Genomic DNA, 24,952 nt, shown 5'->3' with positions numbered 1-24,952 from the left:
AGATAGATAAAATGACTTTATTTAAAAACAAAACACTATTAATTACTGGAGGAACTGGTTCATTCGGAAATGCGGTTTTGAATCGCTTTCTTAGAACTGATATTGGAGAAATTCGTATTCTTTCTCGTGATGAGAAAAAACAAGATGATATGCGTCATGCGTTTCAGGCTAAAATGCCAGAAGTAGCAAATAAAATTAAGTTCTTTATTGGAGATGTTCGTGATCTTGCATCTGTTAAAAATGCTATGCATGATGTAGATTATATATTCCATGCAGCAGCTTTAAAGCAGGTTCCGTCATGTGAATTTTTTCCTGTAGAGGCAGTGAAGACGAATGTTTTAGGAACAGAGAATGTTCTTACAGCTGCTATTGAGGCGGGGGTTGAAGATGTTGTTTGTTTATCTACTGATAAAGCAGCATACCCAGTTAATGCTATGGGAACAAGTAAGGCAATGATGGAAAAAGTAATTGTTGCGAAATCAAGAACAGTAAAACCTGAAAAAACAAAGATTTGTTGTACTCGTTATGGAAATGTGTTATGTTCTAGAGGCTCTGTTGTACCATTATGGATTGATCAAATTAAGGCAGGAAATCCTATTACAATAACAGACCCATCTATGACTCGTTTTATTATGAGCCTAGATGAAGCTGTTGATTTAGTATTGTTTGCTTTTGAAAATGCTACTAGTGGTGATATACTTGTACAAAAGGCTCCAGCTTGTACAATTGAAGTGCTTGCAAAGGCAGTTACAGGTTTATTTGCACCTGATCATGAGATTAGGGTAATTGGAATTCGTCATGGAGAAAAGATGTATGAAACACTTCTTACAAATGAAGAGTGTGCAAATGCTATTGATATGGGTGATTTTTATCGTGTACCATGTGATAAGCGTGATTTGAACTATGATAAATATTTCAAAGATGGAGATAAAGAGCGTAACACTCTTACAGAATTTAATTCAAGTAATACAGAACTTTTAAATGTGGAGCAAGTAAAAGAAAAATTATTATCTCTTTCTTACATAAGAGAAGAGCTTGCTAAGTTGGAACAAGAAAAAAATAAATAATTTATAGTAAGATAAAAATTTTTATTATAGATTGGAGAAATTATGAAGATATTAGTAACAGGAGCTAAAGGCTTCGTAGGAAAGAATTTGGTATCCAATCTTTACAATATCAAAGATGGAAAGAATCGCACCAGAAATTTGGAAATTGATGAAATTTTTGAATATGATATTGAAACAGAACCTAGTTTATTGGATATATATTGTAAAAAATGTGATTTTGTATTTAATCTTGCAGGAGTAAACCGTCCAAAAGATCAGTCAGAGTTTATGGCAGGAAACTTTGGATTTGCATCTACTTTATTAGATACTTTGAAAAAAAATAAAAATAATTGTCCAGTTATGCTTTCTTCATCTATTCAAGCTACTTTAATTGGCCGTTATGGTACTTCTGATTATGGAAAGAGTAAATTAGCTGGAGAAGAGTTATTCTTTGATTATAGTAAAGAAATAGGGGCAAAAGTTCTTATTTATCGTTTTCCTAATCTTTTTGGAAAATGGTGCAGACCCAATTATAACAGTGTAGTAGCTACTTTTTGTAATAATATTGCTAATGATATTCCTATTCAAGTAAATGATAGAAGTACAGAGTTAGAGCTTCTTTACATTGATGATTTAATAGAAGAAATGTTAGATGCATTGGAAGGAAAAGAACATCATTGCGAGTTTGATGGAGTAAATGCACTAGGAAGTGAAGATGGAAGATATTGTTATGTTCCAACTACACATCATGCAACTTTAGGAGAAATTGTTGATTTATTAGATTCTTTTAAAAGTCAGCCAACAAGCCTTGTTATACCAGAGATTCCGAATAATTCATTTGCAAAGAAGTTATATTCTACTTATCTTTCTTATTTACCAAATAAAAAGGTTAGTTTTCCTTTGAAAATGAATGTAGATGATAGAGGTAGCTTTACAGAACTTTTAAAATCTGATAAGTGTGGACAAGTTTCGGTAAATATTAGTAAGCCAGGAATTACAAAAGGAGAACATTGGCATAATAGTAAGTGGGAATTCTTTATTGTGGTGAGTGGACAGGGACTTATTCAGCAAAGAAAAATTGGAACTGATGAAGTGATTGAGTTTAAGGTGAGTGGAGATAAAATAGAAGCTGTACATATGTTACCAGGATATACTCATAACATTATAAATATTTCTAAAACAGAAAATCTTGTAACTGTGATGTGGGCAAATGAATCTTTCGATCCAAATCATACAGATACTTTCTTTGAAAAAGTAAATTTGTAAAACTAATTAAGTTGAGGTGAAAGAAATGGAAAACAAAGTTTCGTTTAAAAACAATGGTAAATTAAAGCTTTTGATTATTGTAGGTACAAGACCGGAAATTATCCGTCTTGCTGCAGTTATCAAAAAGTGTCGTAAATATTTTGATTGTTTATTAGCACATACAGGACAGAACTATGATTATAACCTAAATGGAGTATTCTTTCATGACTTAGAATTAGATAATCCAGATTATTATATGAATGCAGTTGGTAATGACCTTGGGGAAACTATGGGGAATATTATTGCAAAAAGCTATCAGTTAATGGTGGATGTAAAACCAGATGCTGTGTTAGTTTTAGGCGATACAAACTCATGTCTTTCTGTAATAGGAGCAAAGAGACTACATATTCCAATCTTTCATATGGAAGCAGGAAATCGCTGCAAAGATGAATGCCTTCCAGAAGAAACAAATAGAAGAATTGTTGATATTATTTCAGATGTAAATATGGCATACTCTGAACATGCAAGAAGATATTTGGCAGACTGTGGTTTTCCAAAAGAGCGTACCTATGTAACAGGATCCCCAATGGCAGAAGTGTTACATGATAATCTTGAAAAGATTGAAACTTCAGATGTACATGAAAAACTTGGATTAGAAAAAGGAAAATACATTCTTCTTTCTGCTCATAGAGAAGAAAACATTGATACAGAAAAGAACTTTTTATCACTATTTAATGCTATTAATCAAATAGCAGAAAAATATGATATGCCAATTTTATATTCATGTCATCCAAGAAGTAAAAAGAGATTAGAAGAAAGCGGTTTTAAACTAGATAAACGTGTTATTCAACATGAACCTTTAGGATTCCACGATTATAATTGTTTACAAATGAATGCTTTTGCAGTTATTTCAGACTCTGGGACATTACCAGAAGAATCTAGTTTCTTTACTAGTGTAGGTCATTCATTCCCAGCAGTATGCATAAGAACATCTACAGAAAGACCAGAAGCATTGGATAAAGGATGTTTTGTTCTAGCAGGAATTGACGATAATGGATTGCTGCAAGCAGTTGAAACAGCAATAGAAATGAATAGAAGTGGAGATTATGGAGTTCCTGTACCAGACTATGTAGAAGAAAATGTATCTACTAAAGTTGTAAAGATTATTCAAAGCTACACAGGTGTTGTAAATAAGATGGTATGGAGAAAGTTTTAATATCTGAGAAGAGTTTTATATCTACAAAATATAATTAATGAGAGGGAAAGATAGTTATGAAAGATTTTAAAGATATAAAGATTGCGGTAGCAGGCACTGGATATGTAGGTTTATCTATTGCAACATTACTATCGCAGCATCATGAAGTAGTTGCTGTAGATATTGTTCCTGAAAAAGTTGAATTAATTAATAATAAGAAATCACCAATTCAAGATGATTATATTGAAAAATATTTAGCTGAAAAAGATTTGAATTTGGTTGCAACATTAGATGCGGAGTCAGCATATAAAGATGCAGATTTTGTTGTTATTGCAGCGCCTACTAATTATGATAGTAAGAGAAATTTCTTTGATACATCTGCAGTAGAGGCTGTTATTCAGCTAGTTATAGAACATAATCCTTATGCGATTATGGTAATTAAATCTACAATTCCAGTAGGATTTACAGCCTATGTTAGAGAAAAATATCATTGTGATAATATTATTTTTAGTCCGGAATTCCTTCGTGAATCAAAGGCTTTATACGATAACTTATATCCATCAAGAATTATAGTTGGAACTGATATTAAAAATGATCGTTTGGTAAAAGCTGCACATACCTTTGCAGAATTACTTCAAGAAGGAGCAATTAAAGAAGATGTTAATACATTATTTATGGGATTTACTGAAGCTGAAGCTGTTAAACTGTTTGCCAATACATATTTAGCACTTCGTGTTTCTTACTTTAATGAATTAGATACCTATGCAGAAATGAAAGGTCTAGATACACAACAAATTATTAATGGAGTATGTTTAGACCCTCGTATTGGTTCTCATTATAATAATCCTTCTTTTGGTTATGGCGGATACTGTTTACCAAAAGATACAAAGCAACTTCTTGCTAATTATGAAGATGTACCACAAAATATGATGTCTGCTATTGTAGATTCAAATAGAACACGTAAGGATTTTATTGCAGATCGTGTTCTTCAATTGACAGGAGCTTATGAAGCAAATGATAATTGGGATGCATTAAAAGAAAAAGAAATTACCGTTGGTGTTTATCGCTTGACGATGAAGTCGAATTCAGATAATTTCCGTCAATCATCAATTCAGGGAGTTATGAAACGTATAAAGGCTAAAGGAGCTACAGTAATTGTATATGAGCCAACATTAGAAAATGGTTCTACATTCTTTGGTTCAAAAGTTATAAATGACCTAAATGAGTTTAAGGAAATGAGTCAAGCGATTATTGCAAATAGGTATGATGATGTGTTGGATGATGTGAAAGAAAAAGTTTATACAAGAGATATTTTTAAAAGAGATTAGAGTATTCAGAGATATATTGTTAGGGTTATTTCTATTAATATATCTTATATATAGACCTGTGATTATTCACAGGTTTATTTTGTGTTATAGATATTATAAACAATATAATCATTAGAAGATTAGCATCTTATAAAAATGAATTGTTTCATGTAGTATATTACTTGATTTTAAGGAGTAAAAAAAGTAAAATATACTTATGTAAACATTTTACAAAGAATTAAAAGTGAAAGGGAGTTAGCTATGAAGGGGACGTATAGCTGTAAAGAGTTAGCTGAAAAATTTAAATTTGGTGGGGAACTTATAAATTCAGAAAGGCATATATGTGGTCATATAAATGATACTCATATATTAAAATTTAAGCAATCTGATGGAACTCTAAAGAAATATATACTTCAAAGAATTAATACAGATGTTTTTCCGGCTGTTGATGAACTAATGAATAATATAGATGGTGTTACTAAGCATATTTCTAAGAAAGTTCAAGAAGAAGGGGGAGACGTAACAAGAGAAGGGTTACGTTTAGTACCAACAGTAGATGAAAAGTTATATTATAGAACAGAAGAAGGGGACTGTTTTAGAGCTTATCATTTTATAGAAGGTGCAACAACTTATATGATGGTAGAAAATCCAATGGATTTTTATAAATGTGGAAAAGCTTTAGGAAAGTTCCAAAGTCAGCTTTCAGACTTCCCAGCGGATACTGTATATGAAATAATACCAGATTTTCATAATACGAGAAAGAGATATAATGACTTTCTTGAAGCTGTAAAAAATGATCCATGTGATAGAGTTAAAGGTGTACAAGCTGAAATTGATTTTATTATGACTAGAGAAAAAGAAACTGGAGTTTTAGTAGATTTATTAAATGAAGGAAAACTTCCTCTTAGAGTTACTCATAATGATACAAAGTATAATAATATAATGATAGATGATGAAACAGGGGATGCAATCTGTGTAATAGATTTAGATACAGTTATGCCAGGTTTATCATTATATGATTATGGTGATTCTATACGTTCAGGAGCAACTACTGCGTTAGAAGATGAAGCAGATTTATCAAAGGTTCACTTTGATATTAACTTATTTGAATTATTTACAAAAGGTTTCCTAGAATCCTGTGGAGAAACTTTAACTGAAACAGAAATTGAATACTTACCTTTTTCAGCTAAGCTTATAACTTTAGAGCTTTCTATGAGATTCCTTATGGATCATATAAATGGGGATAAGTATTTCCAAATTCATAGACCTAATCATAATCTAGAAAGAGCTAGAAACCAATTAAAACTTGTAGCTGATATGGAAGAGGCTATAAATGATATGAAGGATATAGTTAATAAGTATATTTAGGTGAATTTTAAAGATTTAGATTAATAGTCTAAATCTTTTTGCTTTATTAATTAATAAGTAATATATTATCAAGCTATATATGGTATAATTTGTTATTATGAAATATCAAATTGGAGGAGAATGCATGAAGAAAAGAAATAAGATTTTAATAATAATTGGAATAATTTTTATATTAATTTTAGGAGGTGCTTTCGGAGCTTACAAATATATAAATAGAATAAAAAATGTTAAATTACAAGGCTCTGACGAAGAGTTAAAAATATCACAAGAAACTCAGGAAAAAAGTAAGAAGGAAAATATCGAAAATATATTATTGCTTGGTGTAGATAAGGAAGAGAATGCAACAGATACTATAATGGTATTATCTTTGGATAAAGATGATAATACAGCTAAACTTACATCAATAATGAGAGATACTTATGTAAATCAAGGTGATGGAAAGGTTAATAAAATAAATTATGCATATCATTATGGTGGAGTGGAAGGAACCGTTTCAACCTTAAACGAATTATTTAACTTAGATATTAAAAAGTATGCATTAATAGATTTTGATGGCTTAGTAGAAATAATAGACTATTTAGGTGGAATCAATTTAAATATTACAGAGCAAGAACGTCAATTATGTGGTGCTAGTAAAGCTGGAAATGTTGTACTTAGTGGTAAAGAGGCATTGGCATTTTCAAGAATAAGAAAAATTGATAGCGATTTTGTTAGAACTGCAAGGCAAAGAGAAGTAATGTTTGCTATATTCAAGAAGTGTAAAGATATACCATTAACAAGCTATCCTTCAATAATTGCAGATTTGTCTTCAAAGGTTCAAACAAATTTATCTACTATGGAAATGTTATCTATGGCAAAATATTTATTGACTTTAAATACAAACAATCTTGAAGATTTTAGGATTCCAATAGATGGAACTACAAAAGATAATGCAAGTGGTATTTATTATTTATATTGGGATAAAGAAGCTAATACTAAAGCTTTACATGAATTTATTTATGGAAAATAAAGTGATGATAAAGAGATATCGTATATTTACTAAGATATCTCTTTATTTTTTCTCGATTTAAAGATAAAGTTAATAGTATTTAAAAATTTAGAACATTTATCTTGTAAAATAGTGTTATAATTTATATTATAAAATAAGAAAAATAATAAAGGGGAAAGTTAGATGGGTATTAGAAAAAGAATTTTATCATTATCCTTAGTAGCACTAATGATAGGTGCAATTTTACCAAATATAAAAGTACAAGCATCAGATATAAAAGATGGACCATTATATAAAAAAGAATATGAAGAAGTTGAAACATATAATTCATACGGTAACTTAAGATTATATAGTAATTTTAAGACTTCTAGTTTGTTAGATGAAAGAGAAGAAGTAAGAGAAAGTAGGCTAGCTAATTCAAAGATTAGAAAATTAGTTTTACAAACTAATTCTAATTATGAAGTAGCGTTAGCATATAGTGATGGAAATTATTCTTATGTAAATAATTTTGATGACTTAGAAGAAGCTATTAATGAATGTAAATCTATTGAAAAAGAAATAAATGAATCAGAAAATATAATACCAGTTGTAATAGATAAAAGTGGACAAGTTACTTACGCTACAAAGTCTGTTGCAAGAGTCAGAAAATATGTTAATGGGAAAATTGTATCAGGTACTAGTGATATTTATACTGATTCATCCATGAGAAATGTCTATACATATGTAAGTCATGATTATATGAGTGAAGTGCCTTTAATAACTACTAGTGGACAAGCTGCGAAAGTATTAATAGGTGGATACGAAGGTTGGATGAAGTATACTAATAAGGATGACTATGCAAATAAAACTGCAGATGTTGTAATATGGCCATTAAATCAGGTTACAACACCTAGTTATTATATAGTTCAGGATGGAATATTAAAGCATTGGGCTGGTACAAGCCTAGATGGTGGAAGTGGTACCATGCTTTATGTAGGAAGTGCGCCTGATTTTTTAGAGCCTGGGAAAAAGTATGCAAGCTATGATGGAAATTATTTTTACTATGCGGATAATATTCAAGATGCAATTTGGGATTTAACGCTAGATTTAAAGGAGAATACAAAGAAGAGAGCAGTTAATAATGGAAATCCTTATTACTCTTACTTTAATAACCTTTCATTTAGAAGTAAAAGTAATTACACAGCAGATGATATAAATAGATATATAACAGCTCATACTGCTTCAGATAGTAAGCTTAGAGACTTGGGAGCTGCATTAAAAGAGGCAGAAAATACTTATGGAGTAAATGCACTACTAACATTAAGTGTTGCTATAAATGAATCGGGATGGGGACAATCAAGAATAGCAAAGGATAAAAACAATTTATTTGGTATGGGTGCTATAGATTCAGATCCATATAATGGAGCTTATAGTTATCCGAGCACAAGAGAAAGTGTTCTAGACTTTACCCAAAACTTTATATCTAATGGATATGCTAATCCAAGAGATTGGAGGTATTGGGGATCATTTTTAGGCAATAAAAATCTTGGCGCTAATGTGAAATATGCCTCTGACCCATTCTGGGGAGAAAAGGCAGCTAGTTTTGCAATGCAAATAGATTATTATTTATCAGGGAATAACGTAAAGAATTTAAAAGATGAAAATTATTATCAACTTATTAAATATGTGGGAACAAATAAAGTTATAGGAGCTGACGGAACTGAATTTTATGATATAGCAACTACAAACGTTTCTGTAGGAGGTAGTAGTACGATAGGGACAAGCGTAGTTGGAACAAATGCTATACAGGCTACAGGTAAAAAAGTAACTATTAATGGTGAAGAGTATATAGAAATATATGCAGATAGAAATCATAGTAAATATGATGGGAATTTTAATGGAACATATAATTGGAGTAAGCTTGGATACACAAAAAATAAAAATATAGTATTCCTTAATAAAGGCAAAACTGGCTTTAAAGAGGGAGATATAAACTTTGATGATGAAATAGATATGAAAGATTTATCATTAGTTTCAAACCTGTATAATTCTAAAAAAGGAGATTCAAATTGGAATAATAATTGTGATTTAAACAATGATGGCATAATTGATATTTATGACATAGTTAAGGTTGCAAATAAAATAACAGGATAGTCAAGTAGACTATCCTAATTTTATGAAAAGCTATTTATATTAAGGGAAGTGAGAAGTTGAAGAAGTTAAAGAGTATAATTACTTTAATCATAGTAGCATTAATAGTTATATTTAATAGTATACCGGTATATTCAGCAGAAGAATCCATTGTTAAGGTTTCTGTTAAAGGTGAACTTGAAAAGGGAAATAATATAGATATTGTAGTTGACCTAAGTAACCTTAAAAATTTATATTCAGCTTTAGTTGATTACACTTATGACAATACATTAATTAAAGTAAAGGAAATAGTGTTAAATGAAGAGATAAAGAAACAATCAGTTATGCCACTATTTGGTGAGCTAAGTCTAAATGGCAATAGAGCACGTTCTGGATTTACATTTCAGGGACCAGATAGTATGGGGTTAAATGGAGAGTATAATTTTGTAACTATAAAAGCTGAAGTTTTAAAGAATGGTGAATTGGAGTTATCTGCTGATAATATAAAATTGCAGCTTGTACAAAAGACTGAGAATGATATGATTGACCTTCCTTTTATGCTAAGTTTACCAGAAAAAGAGGTAATAGAAGTAAAACCTACACAATCACCAGGAAAATCAGAACAGGACAACAATAACTCATCTACGAATAGTTCTAATGATATTATAATTGGTGGCAATAGTGAGAATAATGATAAGAAACAGAATGTAACCATTGATGAAGACAATGATAAGATTAAGGAAGAACCACAAGATAAAAATGAACTATTAGCAGAAAAGGAGAATAATGATAGTAAATTAGATACAGGTATAAGTAGTAACGTTGAAGAAAATAAGAATAATTCGGTATTATTTATTATAATTATTTTTATTATTTTAATAATTGGTGGATATATATTATTTAAATTATATAAAAATAAAAAGCTGAAGTAGTATAATACTTGATTTTATACTAATTAAGGAAAAAAGAATTTGGAGTATTAGTACATGATGATAGATAATTAAGAAGCAGACTTATCAAAAAACTTTTTTATATTGACTTATTTGGGTTATATATAGCACACATAATTTTAAGTATTAGGTGTGCTATTTTTTTATTGATAAAAATATGTGGAAAAAAATAATGTATTTTGTAATAAATTTGTAAATGCTTTACTTGTATTTTGTAGTAACATACTAATAGATAAAGCGCTAAAATTTTAATAAAAAAAGGAAGAAAGAGTAATGAACAAAATTATTAAGGCATTAAAAAAACCAAAGATAGCAATAATAAATATTATGAATTTAAAGTTTTTTAGATTGTTGCCAGATAAAATATTTATCAAGATTGAATATTATTTAGTTATGAATAAAAAGTTGAATTTAGATAATCCTAAAACCTTTAATGAGAAGTTACAATGGTTAAAGATAAATGATAGAAAAGATATTTATACTAAAATTGTAGATAAATATGAGGTTAGGGAATATATTAGTCAGAAGATAGGGGAAGAATATTTAATTCCGTTAATAGGTGTCTGGGATGAGTTTGATGAAATTGATTTTAGTAAGCTACCTAATAAATTTGTATTGAAGCCTACGCATACATCAGGTAATGTATTTATTTGTAAGGATAAGTCTAAAATAGATTATAAAGATTTAAAAAGGAAAGTAAATAAATGGATGAAGAGAAGATATTATTGGGTACATAGGGAATGGCCATATAAAAATGTTAAACCAAGAATAATATGTGAAGAATATATAAGTGATAAAGATTCGACTCCAGATGATTATAAGGTTATGTGTTTTAATTCTAAAGCAAAATTAATTGAAGTTCATATAGATAGATTTAAAAATCATAATCTAGATATATATGATAATGAGTGGAATAGGGTTGCTCTTGCGGAAGATGGTCCTAGTTCTAATAATGTTTATGAAAAGCCTAAAGAATTTGATAAAATGATAAAGATGTCTGAAAAGTTGTCATCAATATCATGTCATGCTAGAATTGATTGGTATATTGTAAATGGAAAATTATATTTTGGAGAAATAACATTATATGAGGCATCAGGATTAGATCAATTTAATAATCCAGAAGATGATTGTACATTAGGGGAATGGATTAATCTATATAATTAAATAAGGATAATAGGGCATATATAATTTTAAATTATATATGCCCTATTATTTAAGTTTGTAGTGAAGGATTTGAATATTAATTTGTAGGATTGAAAAGATTTTTATAATATAAATTATACATATCATTATGATGGTACAAATGAATAAATTAATAAAAAAGCTTTATATGATTTCATATAAGGTAAATAGTCTTTAAAAGTATAATGTGGTATAATTATATATAAAGTTAATAAAAGGAAGTATTTTTGTATTAAATAGTATTAATTGGAGGGATAATATATGAAAATAGCAGTTGCAGGAACAGGATATGTTGGACTTGTTGCAGGAGTGTGTTTTGCTGAGGTTGGACATAATGTATTATGCGTAGACGTAGATAAAGATAAAGTTGAATTGATGAAATCTGGAGTATCACCAATTTATGAAGCAGATTTAGAAAAGTTAATGCAAAAAAATTATGCTGATGGTAGGCTAAATTATACTACTGACTATAAGGCGGCTTATAAAGATGCTGATGCAATATTTATAGGGGTAGGAACACCAGAGCAACCAGATGGGTCTGCTAATTTAAGTTATATAGCAACTGTTGCTAGACAAATTGCAGAAAACATTGAAAAGGATTGTTTAGTTGTAGTTAAGTCTACTGTTCCAGTAGGTACTAATGACAAAGTAGAACAATTTATAAAAGACTTTTTAGTTAATGATGTAAAGGTTGAGGTAGCATCAAATCCAGAGTTCTTAGCTCAAGGTACAGCAGTACATGACACTTTACATGCGGCAAGAATAATTATTGGTACAGAAAGTAAATGGGCAGAAGATATGTTGATGAAGATATATGAACCATTTAATTTACCAATAGTATCTGTTAATAGAAGAAGTGCTGAAATGATTAAGTATGCATCAAACGATTTCCTAGCGCTTAAGATTTCATATATGAATGATATAGCAAATCTTTGTGAGTTAGTTGGAGCGAACATTCAAGACGTAGCAAAGGGGATGAGTTATGACGAACGTATAGGAAGTAAATTCTTAAATGCAGGAATAGGATATGGTGGTTCTTGCTTCCCAAAGGATACTAAAGCGCTAGAGTATTTAGCAAGACAAAATGGATATGAATTAAGAACAATAAAAGCTGCTATAGATGTTAATGAAAGTCAAAAGACAAAATTATATAAAAAGGCTTGCAAGAGACTTATAACATTTGATGGATTAAAAGTTGCGGTGTTGGGATTAACATTTAAGCCAGGCACTGATGATTTAAGAGAAGCACCATCTTTAGAAAATGTACCATTATTATTACAAGGTGGAGCAAATGTTTATGCATATGACCCAGTAGGAGAAGAAAACTTTAAAAAGAAGTACCCAGAGGGAATAATTGATAAAGGTAGCATAACATATGTTAAGACTCCTCAAGATGCATTAAAGGATGCAAATATATGTTTTATATTTACTGAATGGAAAGATATTAAGGCCGTTAAACCAGAAGAATATAAAAATCTTATGAGAACGCCTTTAGTATACGATGGAAGAAATATTTATGATGTTAGCAGTATGGATGAGCTTGAAGTAGAGTATTATTCTGTTGGAAGATAAAATTTGAATGAAGGTGGGATAGCTTATGAAAACTGTAGGCTTTGTTATTAGCACAAAAGAAAATGAAAAAAGAAGAGCAATTGTATTAGATGATTTGAAAAAAGTCAAGAATATTAATAAATTATATTTTCAAGAAGGATATTTCAAAGAGTTTAATATTTCTGATGAAAAGATAATAGAATTAGGCGCAAATGTTGTAAGTAAGGAAGAAGTATTGAAACAAGATATAATTTGTGATCCTAAAGCTGGTGACGGTGAATATCTAACGGATTTAGATAAAGGTAAAACTATATTTGGATGGATACATGCTGTGCAAAACAGGGATATTACAGATAAGTTTCTAGATAAAAAACTTACTGCAGTAGCATGGGAAGATATGTATGAATTGGGAAGACATACTTTTTGGCGCAATAATGAAATAGCAGGTGAGGCAGCAATAATGCATGCTTACAGTATTTATGGAAAGCAACCGTATGAAACTAATGTTGCTCTTTTAGGTAGAGGTAATATTGCAAGAGGTGCATTGACAACTTTAGTTTCTTTAGGAGCTAAAGTAGAAGTGTTTGATAGAAGAATGGAAGAGCTTTTACGTAGAAGAATTAATGAATTTGATGTTATTGTAAATGGAATACTATGGGATACAGAAAGAAATGATCATATAATATATAAAGAAGATTTAAAGAAAATGAAAAATGATTCCATGATTATAGATATAAGCTGCGATAGAAATGGTGGAGTAGAAACTAGTATACCAACAACTATACAGGATCCTGTATATTATGTAGAGAATGTTCTTCATTATGTAGTAGATCATACTCCTAGCATATTATATAAAACAGCATCTAAGTCAATTAGTAATGAAGTTGTTAAGTACTTAGACTTTTTAATTGAAGAAAAAGATTGTACTGTATTAGAAAAAGCAACAGCAATAAAAGAAGGAAGAATTATAGATCAAAGAATAAATAAATTTCAAAATAGATTATAAAATAAACCAGGTTCTTGAAAGAACCTGGTTTATTTTATATTAGTTTATTAGAGTACCATTAATAATATCTATATTGTCTATATTAACATAGGAATTAGATCCTGTATTAGCAACTTCAATCTTAACTGTATGACGATCATTAGATAAACCAGTTTTTTCAAAGAATAATTTTTGATTTACAGTAGATGCAGAATAAGTATCAACAGAATATTTAACACCATCTACATAAATATTAGCAATACCCTTATATTTGTTTGCTAAACCATACCATCTAAAACCAGTACCTTTGAATGAGAAGGATATAAAATCCCCTTTTTTATTAGAAAATTTAGAATTTCCTCCACTGTAAGATGTTGAAGCTTCGCTAGACCAATTTCCTGAATATTTAATTAAAGAATTATTTTCTTCATAAGTGTTTATAGCTACAGGTATTAAGTTCCCACCTATAATATCAAGCTTATCAATATTAATATAAGAACCATTGCTCATACCAGTAACCTCAATTCTTACTGTATGAGTACCGTTAGTTAGTCCAGTTTTTTCAAAGAATAATTTTTGATTTACAGTAGATGCAGAATAAGTATTTACAGAGTATTTAACACCATCCACATAAACATTAGCAATACCTTTATATTTATTAGCTAGTCCATACCATTTAAAACCAGTACCATTAAATGAAAAAGTAATTGTACCACCTTTTTGATTTGAATATTTTGATTTTCCCCCACTGTAAGAAGATAAAGACTCGCTAATCCAGTTACCTGAATATTTAATTAAAGAATCATCTTCTTCATAAGTTTTTGCATCAGAGAGTATAGAGCCATTAATAATGTCTATATTATCAATGTTGATATATTTTCCAGGTGTAGTGTCTGAAACTTCAATTTTAACTGTGTGTTTACCATTTTGTAAACCGTTTTTTTCAAAGAATAGCTTGTTATTAATAGTAGTAGAGGAATAAGTATTCACAGAGTATTTAGTACCATCTACATAAACATTAGCAACTCCCTTATGAATATTAGCTAGTCCATACCATCTAAAACCAGTACCATTAAACGTAAAGTTGATTGATGCACCTTTTTGATTAGAGTATTTAGATACTCCAGCACTATAAGAATTCATAGATTCAGTATTCCAACTACCAGAGTAATAAATATAAGGATTATTTTCTTCATAAGTGTTTATAGCTACAGGTACTAAGTTTCCACCTATAATATCAAGTTTATCAATATTAATATAAGAACCATTACCCAAACCAGTAACTTCAATTCTTACTGTATGAGTTCCGTTGGTTAATCCTGTTTTTTCAAAAAATAGTTTTTGGTTTACACTTGTAGATGAGTAAGTGTCAACAGAATACTTAACTCCATCTACATAAACATTAGCAATACCTTTATATTTATTAGCTAGTCCATACCATTTAAATCCAGTACCGTTAAATGAAAAAGTAATTGTAGCCCATTTTTGATTAGAATATTTTGATATTCCTCCACTGTAAGAAGATAAAGCTTCAGAAGTCCAGTTACCTGAATATTTAATTAAGGAGTTATTTTCTTCATAAGTGGTTGAATCAGATATTAAAGAACCGCCTAATATATTAATTTTATCAATATTTATATATTGTCCATTACCAGATTTAGTGACTTCTATTTTAACTGTATGCTTACCATTTGGTAAATCATTTTTTTCGAAGAATAATTTTTTATTTATTGTAGATGTAGAATAAGTATCAACAGAATATTTAACACCATCCACATAAACATTAGCAATTCCTTTATATTCATTAGCTAGTCCATACCATCTAAAGCCAGTACCATTAAAAGTAAAGTTTATGAACGCATCTTTTTCGTTTGAATATTTTGAACTACCACCACTATAAGAAGGTGATGATTCAGAAATCCAATTGCCAGAGTAATTTATAAGAGGGTTATTTTCTTCATAATTATTAATTATAGGTATTAAAGAACCACCAATAATATCAATTTTATCAATATTAATATGTTTTCCAATACCGGTGTTGGTAACTTCTATTTTTACTGTATGTTCGCCTCGTGTTAAACCTGTTTTTTGGAAAAACAATTTTTGATTTACAGTTGTAGATGAGTAAGTATCAACAGAGTACTTAACACCATCCACATAAACATTAGCAATTCCTTTATGTTCATTAGCTAAACCATACCACTTAAAACCAGAACCATTAAATGAAAAACTTATAGTAGCGTTCTTTTGATTTGAATATTTAGAACTGCCACCACTATAAGAAGGTAATGATTCAGTAGTCCAGTTACCAGAGTAATGTACAAGGGGATTATTTTCTTCATAGCTATTTATAGTGCCGTTAATAAAAGAAAAACTATTATTATCTGAGTTATACGACACTGGATTTCCAGACTTATCAGATAATTTTATAAGAGAATTCTTATTATTTAAACTAAAATCGCTATTCTTATTTGTAGTAATTAAATTTAGTTTACCTTCTTTTAAAATTTTTGCTTTTATTTTTACAATCGATCCGCTACCTGATATTGGACTGTTATTGCCTGTTGAAGTGAACCAAAAATAAGCATGTCCTTTTTTATTACTTACATTTGTTGTTACTTTACTATTAATAAGAGAGCCTGGTTCAATAGAAATAACATCTAATAAATTAGAGTCGTATAGTAAATCCCATGAACCACCATATAAGTTGTTGATATTAGAAATATTTACCTCGATATCTATGGTATCTCCAACAAGTCCATTACTAGATAAAGCATAACTTAAGGTTGGAGTTGTAGATGCATATGTTGGAATGCTTCCCAAACAAAAGTTTACAATGAATAATATCAAAAAAGTAAAAGAAATATATAATTTATGTATTGCTTTGTATTTTTTCATGTTTCCACCCTTTCATACTATATGATGTTAATTTATATTATAATATAAATGCAGACAAATATATATAATCATCTATTATTATACAAAAAAATACTTGTGTTATATATAATTACAGTTATAAATAAATACATCATTATAGTATACAATTTTTTTGTTATGTGTTAATAGTTATGCGGATATGATATAATTTAATGGTATTTAAAAATATAAGAAAATGGTGAAGTTTTATGAAAAAATGTATTCATATTTTGTTAAGAGATAAATTAAGTGGTGCTGAAAAGATGGCATTAATTTTATGTGAAAATTTAAATCGGTATGAACCAATAGTTATTTGTGGTGGCGATAATTTAAAAAAGGTTTTTGAAGATAAGGGAATTGAAAGTTATTCACTAGAATTTTCAGTTAAAAAAATTTTGACATATATAAAAAAGCTAAAAAAAATAATTGAAAAAAATAATGTTACTATAATACATGGACATGATAACTATGCATCTATAGTGGCATATTTAATAAAAAGAATATATGGACTTAATATAAAAGTTATTTCTCATATACATAGTTGTTATCCGTTCTTAGAGAGTGGGGGAATTGCTAAGAAAGTTGATAGTGTAGTAAGACCAAAATATGATTTTAATATTATATGTGGTAAAGATGTTGAAGAGTATTACTTTAGGTATGCAAATTATATTGATAAGAATAGATGTACAGTTTTGTCTAATGCTATAGATTTACTGTCTATAGCCAATTATTCTTCTTCGGTAAATATAGAGAGCTTAAAGAAAGAATTAAATATAGATAAAAAAAATAAGGTTATTGGATTTGTAGGTAGAATTTGTGATATAAAAGGTATAGTACCTTTTATAAAAGCATTAGGAACTAACAAAGAGAAATTTGATGATAGTGTTATCCTTTTAATAGGTAGTGGCGAGCAAGAAGAAGAAGTGAAAAATTTAATTAATGAACTTGATTTGAATGATATTGTAATTATGTTGGGATATCAGACTGATGTGTACAAATATTATCCGTTAATGGATATTTTTATACTGCCATCTAAATATGAAGGTTTACCTATGGTAATTTTAGAAGCTATGGCATTTAAAAAAGCAGTGGTTGCAATGAATGTAGGTGGAATTGGAGAAGTAATCACTGATAAAACTAATGGGATTTTAATTTCAAAAGATAACTATTATGAATTTGTTAGTAGATTGGCTTTATTAAAAAATGATAATGAGTTAATTTTAGAGATGTCTGAAAATGCCTATATGAATATAAAAGATAATTATGATATAGAAGTATATGATAAAAAGTTAGAAAAAATATATGATATGTTTATTGCTGGGAAGGAGTAACAAAGTGAAAAATTTAGCTATATTAATACCTACGTTATCTATAGGTGGGGCTGAAAGAGTTGCTGCAAATTTATCAATTGGATTGAGTAGGTATTATAATGTTTTTATTATAGTTTATAATAGAACTGAAAATGAATATGCTCACAATGATAATATAATTTGTCTTGAAAGTAAATTCTATAAAGGTGTATTAGGTAAAGCTTATGGATTTTTCAAAAAGATTTTTCAAATTAGAAAGATAAAAAAAGAGTACAATATAGATATATCATTAAGTTTACTTGATATGCCTAGTATTCTTAATATATTAAGTAGATATAGAGATAAAGTTATTGTATCAGTAAGAAATTATAAATCAAGAGAGGTTAATGGGATTACTGGCAAAATTGACAAAATGATGATTAGTACCTTTTATAATAAAGCTGATTTAGTTATAGCTTGTTCTGAGCTAATTAAGGAGGATATGATAGAAAATTTCAATGTAAAAAGAGAAAAGATTATAACTATATATAATCCATATAATATTGAAGATATCAAGGAAAAGTGCAAGGAAGAAATTAGTGATTATGATGTTAATAATAAGAAGTTTATTGTTAATGTAGGTAGATTAACTAATCAAAAAGGTCAAGATCACTTATTAAGAGCGTTTAAGATAGTAAAGCAATCAATAGCAGATATAAATCTTGTTATTGTAGGAGTGGGAGAGTTAGAGGAAAGCTTAAAGAAATTAGCAATAGACTTAGGAATATTTGATAGTGTATTTTTCGTTGGATTTGAAAAAAATCCATTTAAGTTTATAGATAAATCTGAAGTATATGTTTTAAGTTCGCTTTTTGAGGGATTTCCTAATACAATGTTAGAAGCTATGATATGTGGAGCACCTATTGTTTCTACAGATTGCAAGTCAGGCCCAAGAGAAATATTATGTGATATATATGATAAGAATAAAGTATATAATAAATTTACAGAGGCGGACTATGGAATTATAACTCCAGATTTCGTGGAAAGTAATAATATTGAAAGTTGTGAAAAAGAGCTCGCTGAAGCAATAATATTATTATTAAAAAATGATGAACTTAAAAAGCATTATTCTAAAAAAAGTAAAAGTAGAGGGGATGAATTCTCCTTAAGTTCTATTTCGGATAAATATTATTCAGAATTGGAAAAGCTATAAAAGTAGTTACTTAATTATTATTTGTTAGGCAATAAGAGGAGGAAAATAAAGTGAAAACAATTTTAGTTACTGGTGGAGCAGGTTTTATAGGCTCTACATTAAGTGAAAGACTAGTATTAGAAGGAAACAGGGTTGTTGTTATAGATAACTTTAATAGCTTTTATGACCCTAGTATAAAACATTCTAACATTGCAGCTGTTAGAGAAGCTATGAAGAATAATAATATATCATGTGAAAATTTTATACTTTGTACAGGAGATATAAGAGATGAGGCATTCTTAGCTAAGGTATTTTCAGAGAATAAAATAGACTCTATAGTACATTTAGCAGCTATGGCAGGGGTAAGACCATCTATAGAAGATCCTAAGTTATACTATGATGTAAATATAGTAGGTACGTTAAATATATTGGAAGAGTGTAGAAAAAATAATATTAAAGAGGTTGCATTCGTTTCAAGTTCATCTGTTTATGGTAACAATGAGAAGGTACCATTTGCTGAAACAGATCCGGTAGATAATCCAATATCTCCTTATGCATCTACTAAAAAGTCAGGAGAATTATTATGTTATACATACCATCATTTATTTGATATAAGTTTTGCCTGTTTAAGATTCTTTACTGTATATGGACCAAGACAAAGACCAGATTTAGCTATTAATAAATTTACAAAGCTAATTTTAGAAGACAAGGAAATACCGTTTTTTGGAGATGGAAGTACTTCAAGAGATTATACTTATATAGATGATATTGTAGATGGTATCATTAAAGCTACAGAGTGGTTAAGTGCAGGTGAAGAAAAGAAGTATGATATATTCAATTTGGGTGGAGACAAAACTGTATCGTTAAAGAGAATGGTAGAAGTTATTGAAGAAACTTTAGGTAAAAAGGCGAGAATAAATCAGTTATCTATGCAACCGGGAGATGTTAATAGAACATGCGCTGATATTTCTCATTCAAAAGAAGTATTAGGTTATTCGCCTAAAACAACATTTGAAGAAGGAATATCAAAGTTTGTAAAGTGGTTTAAGAAGTAAAAAATTGGGGGATTTATATGAAGATAAAAAGCGTTTTTATCAATAAGTTTGTAAGGAATATTGCATTTAAGTTTAAGATTAATGACTTGAAATATGTGGAGGATTATGATCAATTAAGTACTGCAGAAGATATTTTATTAAGTGACAATGTTAAAAAGAATATTAACATAGGGATTGTTAAGGATATAGATTCTGCACCATACTATACTAAGTTTGAAAGGCTATTAAAGAAAAACAATATAAACTATAAATTCTTTAATATACATAGTGCAAATTGGTTAGGGGATGTAAAAGAGTTTGATTGTGTAATTTGGAGACCTTTATCGGTTCCATGGGAGCTAGAAGAAGCTAGGGAGAAAATATATATATTAGAGAAGTATATGGGGAAGGTGGCTTATCCTTCTTATTCAGAAATACTTTTTTATGAAAACAAAACATATCAGTATGATTTGTTAAAGCTAAAAGGGTTTCCTGTAATAGATACATTTATTTCCTATGATTATAATGAGTGTATAGACTATATTAATAATAAGTTAGTTACACCATGTGTATCAAAAATAAAAGCAGGTTCAGGATCAGAGGGAGTTGAATTGGTTAAGAGTAAATCCCAAGCATTATCGATAATAAAGAAAGCTTTCTCGGATGGAGCAAAAACATATTGGCCATTTATTAGGCAAAAAAATTATATATATTTTCAAAGTTTTGTAGAAAACTATGGATTTGATTTGAGAATAATAGTTGTTGATAAGGATAATATATTTGGATATTTTAGAAATACTGTAAAAAATGAATTTAGAGCTTCAGGATATGGGATTGTAGAAAAGAAAAATTTACCTATAGAAGCGGTTAAAATTGCATTAAAAGTAAAAGAGGGATTAGGTTTTAATAATCTAGCAGTAGATTTTCTACAATCAAAAGTAGATGATAAATTTTATATAATAGAGTGTTCTAATTTTATTAGAATTGATACAGATATTCAGTTGGAAGTAAGTTCTATTGCGGGAAGATATTCTTATAATGAAAAAGAAGATAATGTTACCTTTAAGGAAGGAAGATATTGGATACAAGAGCTAATATTAAAGAATTTGATAGAAAGTAATTTTTCTGATGGAAAGGTAGAGTAATGAGTAGTAATAATGAATATTTAGGAAAAGCTGCGAATGAAGCTAGTAAAACCTTTATTATAAAAGTAATAAGTTATGTTATAGCTTTTTTATCACAAATATTATTTGCTAACATGTTAGGTTCAGATCTATTAGGATTATATCAAACTTGCATGAATATTGTCATGATGTTACTAATGATAAGTGTATTTGGTATGGATAGCGCAAATATTAGATTTATAAGCCAACATAATAATAATGGAGAAAAGGGGAAAATTAAGTCTTACTTTTGGTATTCAATTAAGATGACAACCATATTTTCTTTAATATGTAGTTTGGTTTTAATAATCTTTAGAAGTTATATAGCTGAGAATATTTTTAATGAATCAAGATTGATAAATATATTGCCGGTTTTTGGATTTGTATTAATTACATATTCTTTAATCGAAGTAATAGGTGGATATAGTAGAGGCATAAAATCTTCATCAGATTACTTTTTATCTCAGGAATTTATTAATAAAATAGTTAAGGTGGCTATTTTTGTATTATTGTATTTAGTTAACTTTAGATTATTTGGATTGATAATTGGTACTATTTTGGGATTTATAGCATCATTAGTATATTTGTTCATTAGAGTAAGAAAATCCTCAAGTTTTTTATTTAATAGGGATATTCATAAAGAAGAAATTGATAAAAAACAATTTTGGAGATATTCTTTTTCAATGTCAGTAGTATATTTTACGAACTATCTGATGTTATATGTAAATTCAACTATAGTTGGTATGTTTTTAACTTCATCGGAGGTAGGGATATATAGTAATGCTCAAACGTTATCTTCATTTATAATATTTATATATGTTTCCTTTAATTCTATATTCGTATCTATGGTTTCGGAATTATACTATAATAAGGAATATGAACTATTAAATAAATTATATATAGATATAACTAGGATAATTTTGGTTTTATCTATACCAATAGTGTTAGTAATGGTATTCTATTCAAAATCAATATTATCTATTTTTGGTGGCGAATTCGTTGGGGGAAGTACTGCATTAATAATCCTAGTGATCGGTCAATTAGCGAATATTATAGTAGGTCCTAATGAATCGTTATTATCAATGAGTGGCAATCAAAGATATTCAATGATGAATGGGGTAGTAATTGCTTTTGTTAATATCTCTTTAAACTTTATATTGATACCCAAGGTAGGCATAGTTGGTTCTGCAATTGCAGGAGCAATTGCAGTGTTTACAGGTAATTTGTTAAAAACTATTCAGGTAAAGAAAGTTATGAATATGGTGCCTTATGATAAAAGTATATATAAGGTAGTTGTTGTAATTGTAATAGATACTATCATTCTAATTTTATCTAGAATGTTGTTTAAAGATACTTTTATTATGGCGGCTATAGTAGGTGTAACAGTTTATATTATGTCACTATTAATATATTACAAACTTGGGTTGACTGAGAGTGAGTTAAGCCTTATGCAATCTTTAATTAATAAGATAAAGAAATAAAAAAAGTATAATCTTTACCATATATAGTATAGTGGTCGTTAAAAGGTAAGTTATAAGCATTTAAATTAATAAATTAAAAAGCTGATTTCTGCCAAATGCAGAAGTCAGCTTTTAGTTTTTTTTACTCTTGATATAGGTATTACTCTATAATAGGAGTTTTTTATTTTAATTAAGTTTTTTTAGTAAATTAGAATTACCAAATAACTTACATATTCCAAGTGATATTAATAGATATTGATATGGAAGTGTCTGTAGCTGTATTCTTAAGAACCAGCCACCATATTCAATTCTATAAATAAGTATTAATCCAAATATAAATGCCAGTATTGATATTACAAATTCTCTATTTACTTTCAAACCTTTTATAATACCAATAATGAATGCAGGAAATGAAATTATAAGGAATAGAGTTTCAGGGTATAATCCTCTTAAACCAATTAGTTTAACTGATTCATATAGGTTGGCATTTGTATTTGATAGAAAATCTAAGTTAACAATACTTAAAAACAATCCTTTAATTAAATTAGATATACCTAAGGAGTTTATATAGTTTTCAATCATAGAAATAATATCAATAGAATATACAGTAGTTATTAGTCTTAATACCAAGGCAACAGATAAAAATATAGTAGATAATGTTATCATAATACTAATTTTTTTTCTATTAGATAATTTTAATATAGTATAAAAAATACAAATACCAATTAAAATTAGCGCAGCAAATTTTCTTAAGAACCAAAGTGATACAACCCCTAAAAATAGGATAAAGATGTTAGAAAAGTTTCTTTTTAAACCATATTTGTTGAGCTTTATAGTTTGTAATATTATTATACACATGCATAAAGAAATAAGAATATCTCTTAATGCAAAGTTAGAGAATAATGCGAAAGTAGGCATAATACTCATAATTATAGTAGTTAAATTTGAAACTTGCTTATTTTCTGTTATTGAAAAACTTAAATCATAAGTTATAGGAATAAGTATTAAGCTAAAACATACATTTATTATTTTTACAGTAATAAAGAAGTCTTTTCCTGTTAAAGCGTTTATAAATCCTAAGAATAGATTATAACCGTACTGGTCAACTCCTGTAATAGCCTTTAAATCTGGCCAAGAGAAGTTTCTTAAATAATTTCCTATAGTATCACCTGAAGAGTAATAAAAAATTTCATCTGGTTGCAAATAAGAATAAATACTACCATATTTAAATAAGTTTAAGGTCATTAAAGCTATACCTATAATCAATCTTATTGAAATTGCTAATATTAGTAGTTTAACAATATTATCTTTAATATTTAATTTTTTTGAATAATGATAGATTAATGATGCTGTAAATAGAATAGCTGACATCATTAATGATAAGTTAAGTAAAGTTGATAATATAAAAAATATAGCGTATATTATAACATTTCTTTTATTTATTAATGATTTTTTTTCGCTATTAAGTAAGCTTACTAGTAATAAAGAAGATATAATCAGAACGAGAGTTTTTATATAATTCCAAATTATATTATTTATATTTGAACTTATATATAGATAGTCGTTATTTTCTATATGAGAAACATGATATAATTCTGGGATTTTCTCTAAAAGTATGTCTTTAAATGTAGAATATATTTTATTTGTTGTATTGTCATCGATATAGTTATGAGACTGTATTGATATTTTGTATTGATTTTCTCCACCTGAGATTGGAGTAATATCTACACTTAAGTTTTTATCTGAATAACTTTTTTTGAAAGTTGTATTTAATGAATTTATAGTCTTTAAAAGAGATTTATCTACGGAATTCGAAACTTTATAATTAGGGAAGTAATAAAACCTTACTTCCATTTCTTTTAAATATTTTTTTGGAGTTATTATACCTAAAATAAGAGGTAATAATAATATAATACATACTAATAATTTGTATTGAGAAAATATATATTTTATAGTTTTTTTCATGTTCATC

At 28.4% G+C, this 24,952-nt stretch carries 18 protein-coding genes; 16 read left to right on the top strand and 2 right to left on the bottom strand.

Annotation, left to right across the window (positions count from 1 at the left end):
- The first annotated feature begins 11 nt into the window (after positions 1-11).
- The 11 genes from G594_RS0102840 (at position 12) to G594_RS0102790 (ending at position 13,947) form a co-directional block, all read left to right on the top strand.
- Entirely contained in the window at positions 12-1,067 is a 1,056-nt protein-coding gene (locus G594_RS0102840) for a nucleoside-diphosphate sugar epimerase/dehydratase (RefSeq protein ID WP_027097177.1), read from the top strand.
- A gap of 42 nt (positions 1,068-1,109) precedes the next feature.
- The gene (locus G594_RS0102835; protein ID WP_027097176.1) at positions 1,110-2,312 is read left to right on the top strand and encodes a capsular polysaccharide biosynthesis protein CapF; all 1,203 of its coding nucleotides are present in this window, start codon (positions 1,110-1,112) and stop codon (positions 2,310-2,312) included.
- Between the two features lie 25 nt (positions 2,313-2,337).
- Positions 2,338-3,507 (top strand): non-hydrolyzing UDP-N-acetylglucosamine 2-epimerase, encoded by a 1,170-nt coding sequence (gene wecB / locus G594_RS0102830; RefSeq protein WP_027097175.1) that lies wholly within the window; start codon positions 2,338-2,340, stop codon positions 3,505-3,507.
- A gap of 74 nt (positions 3,508-3,581) precedes the next feature.
- On the top strand, positions 3,582-4,814 hold the full coding sequence (locus G594_RS0102825) for a nucleotide sugar dehydrogenase (protein ID WP_034865853.1): 1,233 nt from the start codon (positions 3,582-3,584) through the stop codon (positions 4,812-4,814).
- A gap of 240 nt (positions 4,815-5,054) precedes the next feature.
- Positions 5,055-6,161: a phosphotransferase enzyme family protein gene (locus G594_RS0102820; protein WP_027097173.1), complete on the top strand. Its 1,107-nt coding sequence runs from the start codon at positions 5,055-5,057 to the stop codon at positions 6,159-6,161.
- Between the two features lie 124 nt (positions 6,162-6,285).
- Positions 6,286-7,170, top strand: coding sequence for an LCP family protein (locus G594_RS18225; protein WP_051195887.1), 885 nt, complete (start codon positions 6,286-6,288; stop codon positions 7,168-7,170).
- A gap of 162 nt (positions 7,171-7,332) precedes the next feature.
- Positions 7,333-9,282: a glucosaminidase domain-containing protein gene (locus G594_RS18220; protein ID WP_051195886.1), complete on the top strand. Its 1,950-nt coding sequence runs from the start codon at positions 7,333-7,335 to the stop codon at positions 9,280-9,282.
- Positions 9,283-9,338: 56 nt separating this feature from the next.
- Positions 9,339-10,190 (top strand): hypothetical protein, encoded by an 852-nt coding sequence (locus G594_RS0102805; RefSeq protein ID WP_027097172.1) that lies wholly within the window; start codon positions 9,339-9,341, stop codon positions 10,188-10,190.
- Positions 10,191-10,481: 291 nt separating this feature from the next.
- A complete protein-coding gene (locus tag G594_RS0102800) occupies positions 10,482-11,372 on the top strand; it encodes an ATP-grasp fold amidoligase family protein (RefSeq protein ID WP_027097171.1) in 891 nt (296 codons plus the stop codon).
- A 279-nt stretch (positions 11,373-11,651) separates the two neighbouring features.
- Positions 11,652-12,962 (top strand): UDP-glucose dehydrogenase family protein, encoded by a 1,311-nt coding sequence (locus tag G594_RS18215; RefSeq protein ID WP_034865850.1) that lies wholly within the window; start codon positions 11,652-11,654, stop codon positions 12,960-12,962.
- A 25-nt stretch (positions 12,963-12,987) separates the two neighbouring features.
- The gene (locus G594_RS0102790; protein ID WP_027097170.1) at positions 12,988-13,947 is read left to right on the top strand and encodes a N(5)-(carboxyethyl)ornithine synthase; all 960 of its coding nucleotides are present in this window, start codon (positions 12,988-12,990) and stop codon (positions 13,945-13,947) included.
- A 39-nt stretch (positions 13,948-13,986) separates the two neighbouring features.
- Here G594_RS0102790 and G594_RS0102785 read toward each other — a convergent pair whose 3' ends face one another.
- On the bottom strand, positions 13,987-16,824 hold the full coding sequence (locus G594_RS0102785; RefSeq protein ID WP_027097169.1) for a cohesin domain-containing protein: 2,838 nt from the start codon (positions 16,822-16,824) through the stop codon (positions 13,987-13,989).
- 227 nt (positions 16,825-17,051) lie between these two features.
- Here G594_RS0102785 and G594_RS0102780 point away from each other — a divergent pair, with 227 nt between their 5' ends.
- From G594_RS0102780 to G594_RS0102760, 5 genes are read left to right on the top strand one after another with little or no spacing between them, the layout of a single operon-like run.
- On the top strand, positions 17,052-18,173 hold the full coding sequence (locus G594_RS0102780) for a glycosyltransferase family 4 protein (RefSeq protein WP_027097168.1): 1,122 nt from the start codon (positions 17,052-17,054) through the stop codon (positions 18,171-18,173).
- 4 nt (positions 18,174-18,177) lie between these two features.
- Entirely contained in the window at positions 18,178-19,344 is a 1,167-nt protein-coding gene (locus G594_RS0102775) for a glycosyltransferase (RefSeq protein WP_027097167.1), read from the top strand.
- Positions 19,345-19,394: 50 nt separating this feature from the next.
- Positions 19,395-20,378, top strand: coding sequence for an SDR family NAD(P)-dependent oxidoreductase (locus tag G594_RS0102770; RefSeq protein ID WP_027097166.1), 984 nt, complete (start codon positions 19,395-19,397; stop codon positions 20,376-20,378).
- A 17-nt stretch (positions 20,379-20,395) separates the two neighbouring features.
- Positions 20,396-21,502, top strand: coding sequence for an ATP-grasp domain-containing protein (locus G594_RS0102765; RefSeq protein ID WP_051195885.1), 1,107 nt, complete (start codon positions 20,396-20,398; stop codon positions 21,500-21,502).
- Complete coding sequence (locus G594_RS0102760; RefSeq protein ID WP_027097164.1) at positions 21,502-23,001, top strand: flippase; 1,500 nt, start codon at positions 21,502-21,504, stop codon at positions 22,999-23,001. Before G594_RS0102765 ends, G594_RS0102760 begins: the two co-directional genes overlap by 1 nt.
- A gap of 165 nt (positions 23,002-23,166) precedes the next feature.
- Here the strand turns inward: G594_RS0102760 and G594_RS0102755 are convergent, their stop codons facing one another.
- Entirely contained in the window at positions 23,167-24,945 is a 1,779-nt protein-coding gene (locus G594_RS0102755; RefSeq protein WP_027097163.1) for a hypothetical protein, read from the bottom strand.
- Positions 24,946-24,952 lie beyond the last annotated feature (7 nt).

The sequence above is a fragment of the Clostridium paraputrificum AGR2156 genome, assembly GCF_000424025.1.
Lineage (GTDB): Bacteria > Bacillota > Clostridia > Clostridiales > Clostridiaceae > Clostridium > Clostridium paraputrificum.
This window is presented reverse-complemented; position numbering and strand designations above follow the sequence as displayed.

What these genes read in the sequence shown, in the direction of transcription:
- G594_RS0102840 (WP_027097177.1), top strand. Translation starts at nt 12, where the DNA reads ATGACTTTATTTAAAAACAAAACACTATTAATTACTGGAGGAACTGGT.
- G594_RS0102835 (WP_027097176.1), top strand. Translation starts at nt 1,110, where the DNA reads ATGAAGATATTAGTAACAGGAGCTAAAGGCTTCGTAGGAAAGAATTTG.
- wecB (WP_027097175.1), top strand. Translation starts at nt 2,338, where the DNA reads ATGGAAAACAAAGTTTCGTTTAAAAACAATGGTAAATTAAAGCTTTTG.
- G594_RS0102820 (WP_027097173.1), top strand. Translation starts at nt 5,055, where the DNA reads ATGAAGGGGACGTATAGCTGTAAAGAGTTAGCTGAAAAATTTAAATTT.
- G594_RS18225 (WP_051195887.1), top strand. Translation starts at nt 6,286, where the DNA reads ATGAAGAAAAGAAATAAGATTTTAATAATAATTGGAATAATTTTTATA.
- G594_RS18220 (WP_051195886.1), top strand. Translation starts at nt 7,333, where the DNA reads ATGGGTATTAGAAAAAGAATTTTATCATTATCCTTAGTAGCACTAATG.
- G594_RS0102800 (WP_027097171.1), top strand. Translation starts at nt 10,482, where the DNA reads ATGAACAAAATTATTAAGGCATTAAAAAAACCAAAGATAGCAATAATA.
- G594_RS18215 (WP_034865850.1), top strand. Translation starts at nt 11,652, where the DNA reads ATGAAAATAGCAGTTGCAGGAACAGGATATGTTGGACTTGTTGCAGGA.
- G594_RS0102790 (WP_027097170.1), top strand. Translation starts at nt 12,988, where the DNA reads ATGAAAACTGTAGGCTTTGTTATTAGCACAAAAGAAAATGAAAAAAGA.
- G594_RS0102785 (WP_027097169.1), bottom strand. Translation starts at nt 16,824, where the DNA reads ATGAAAAAATACAAAGCAATACATAAATTATATATTTCTTTTACTTTT.
- G594_RS0102780 (WP_027097168.1), top strand. Translation starts at nt 17,052, where the DNA reads ATGAAAAAATGTATTCATATTTTGTTAAGAGATAAATTAAGTGGTGCT.
- G594_RS0102765 (WP_051195885.1), top strand. Translation starts at nt 20,396, where the DNA reads ATGAAGATAAAAAGCGTTTTTATCAATAAGTTTGTAAGGAATATTGCA.
- G594_RS0102760 (WP_027097164.1), top strand. Translation starts at nt 21,502, where the DNA reads ATGAGTAGTAATAATGAATATTTAGGAAAAGCTGCGAATGAAGCTAGT.
- G594_RS0102755 (WP_027097163.1), bottom strand. Translation starts at nt 24,945, where the DNA reads ATGAAAAAAACTATAAAATATATATTTTCTCAATACAAATTATTAGTA.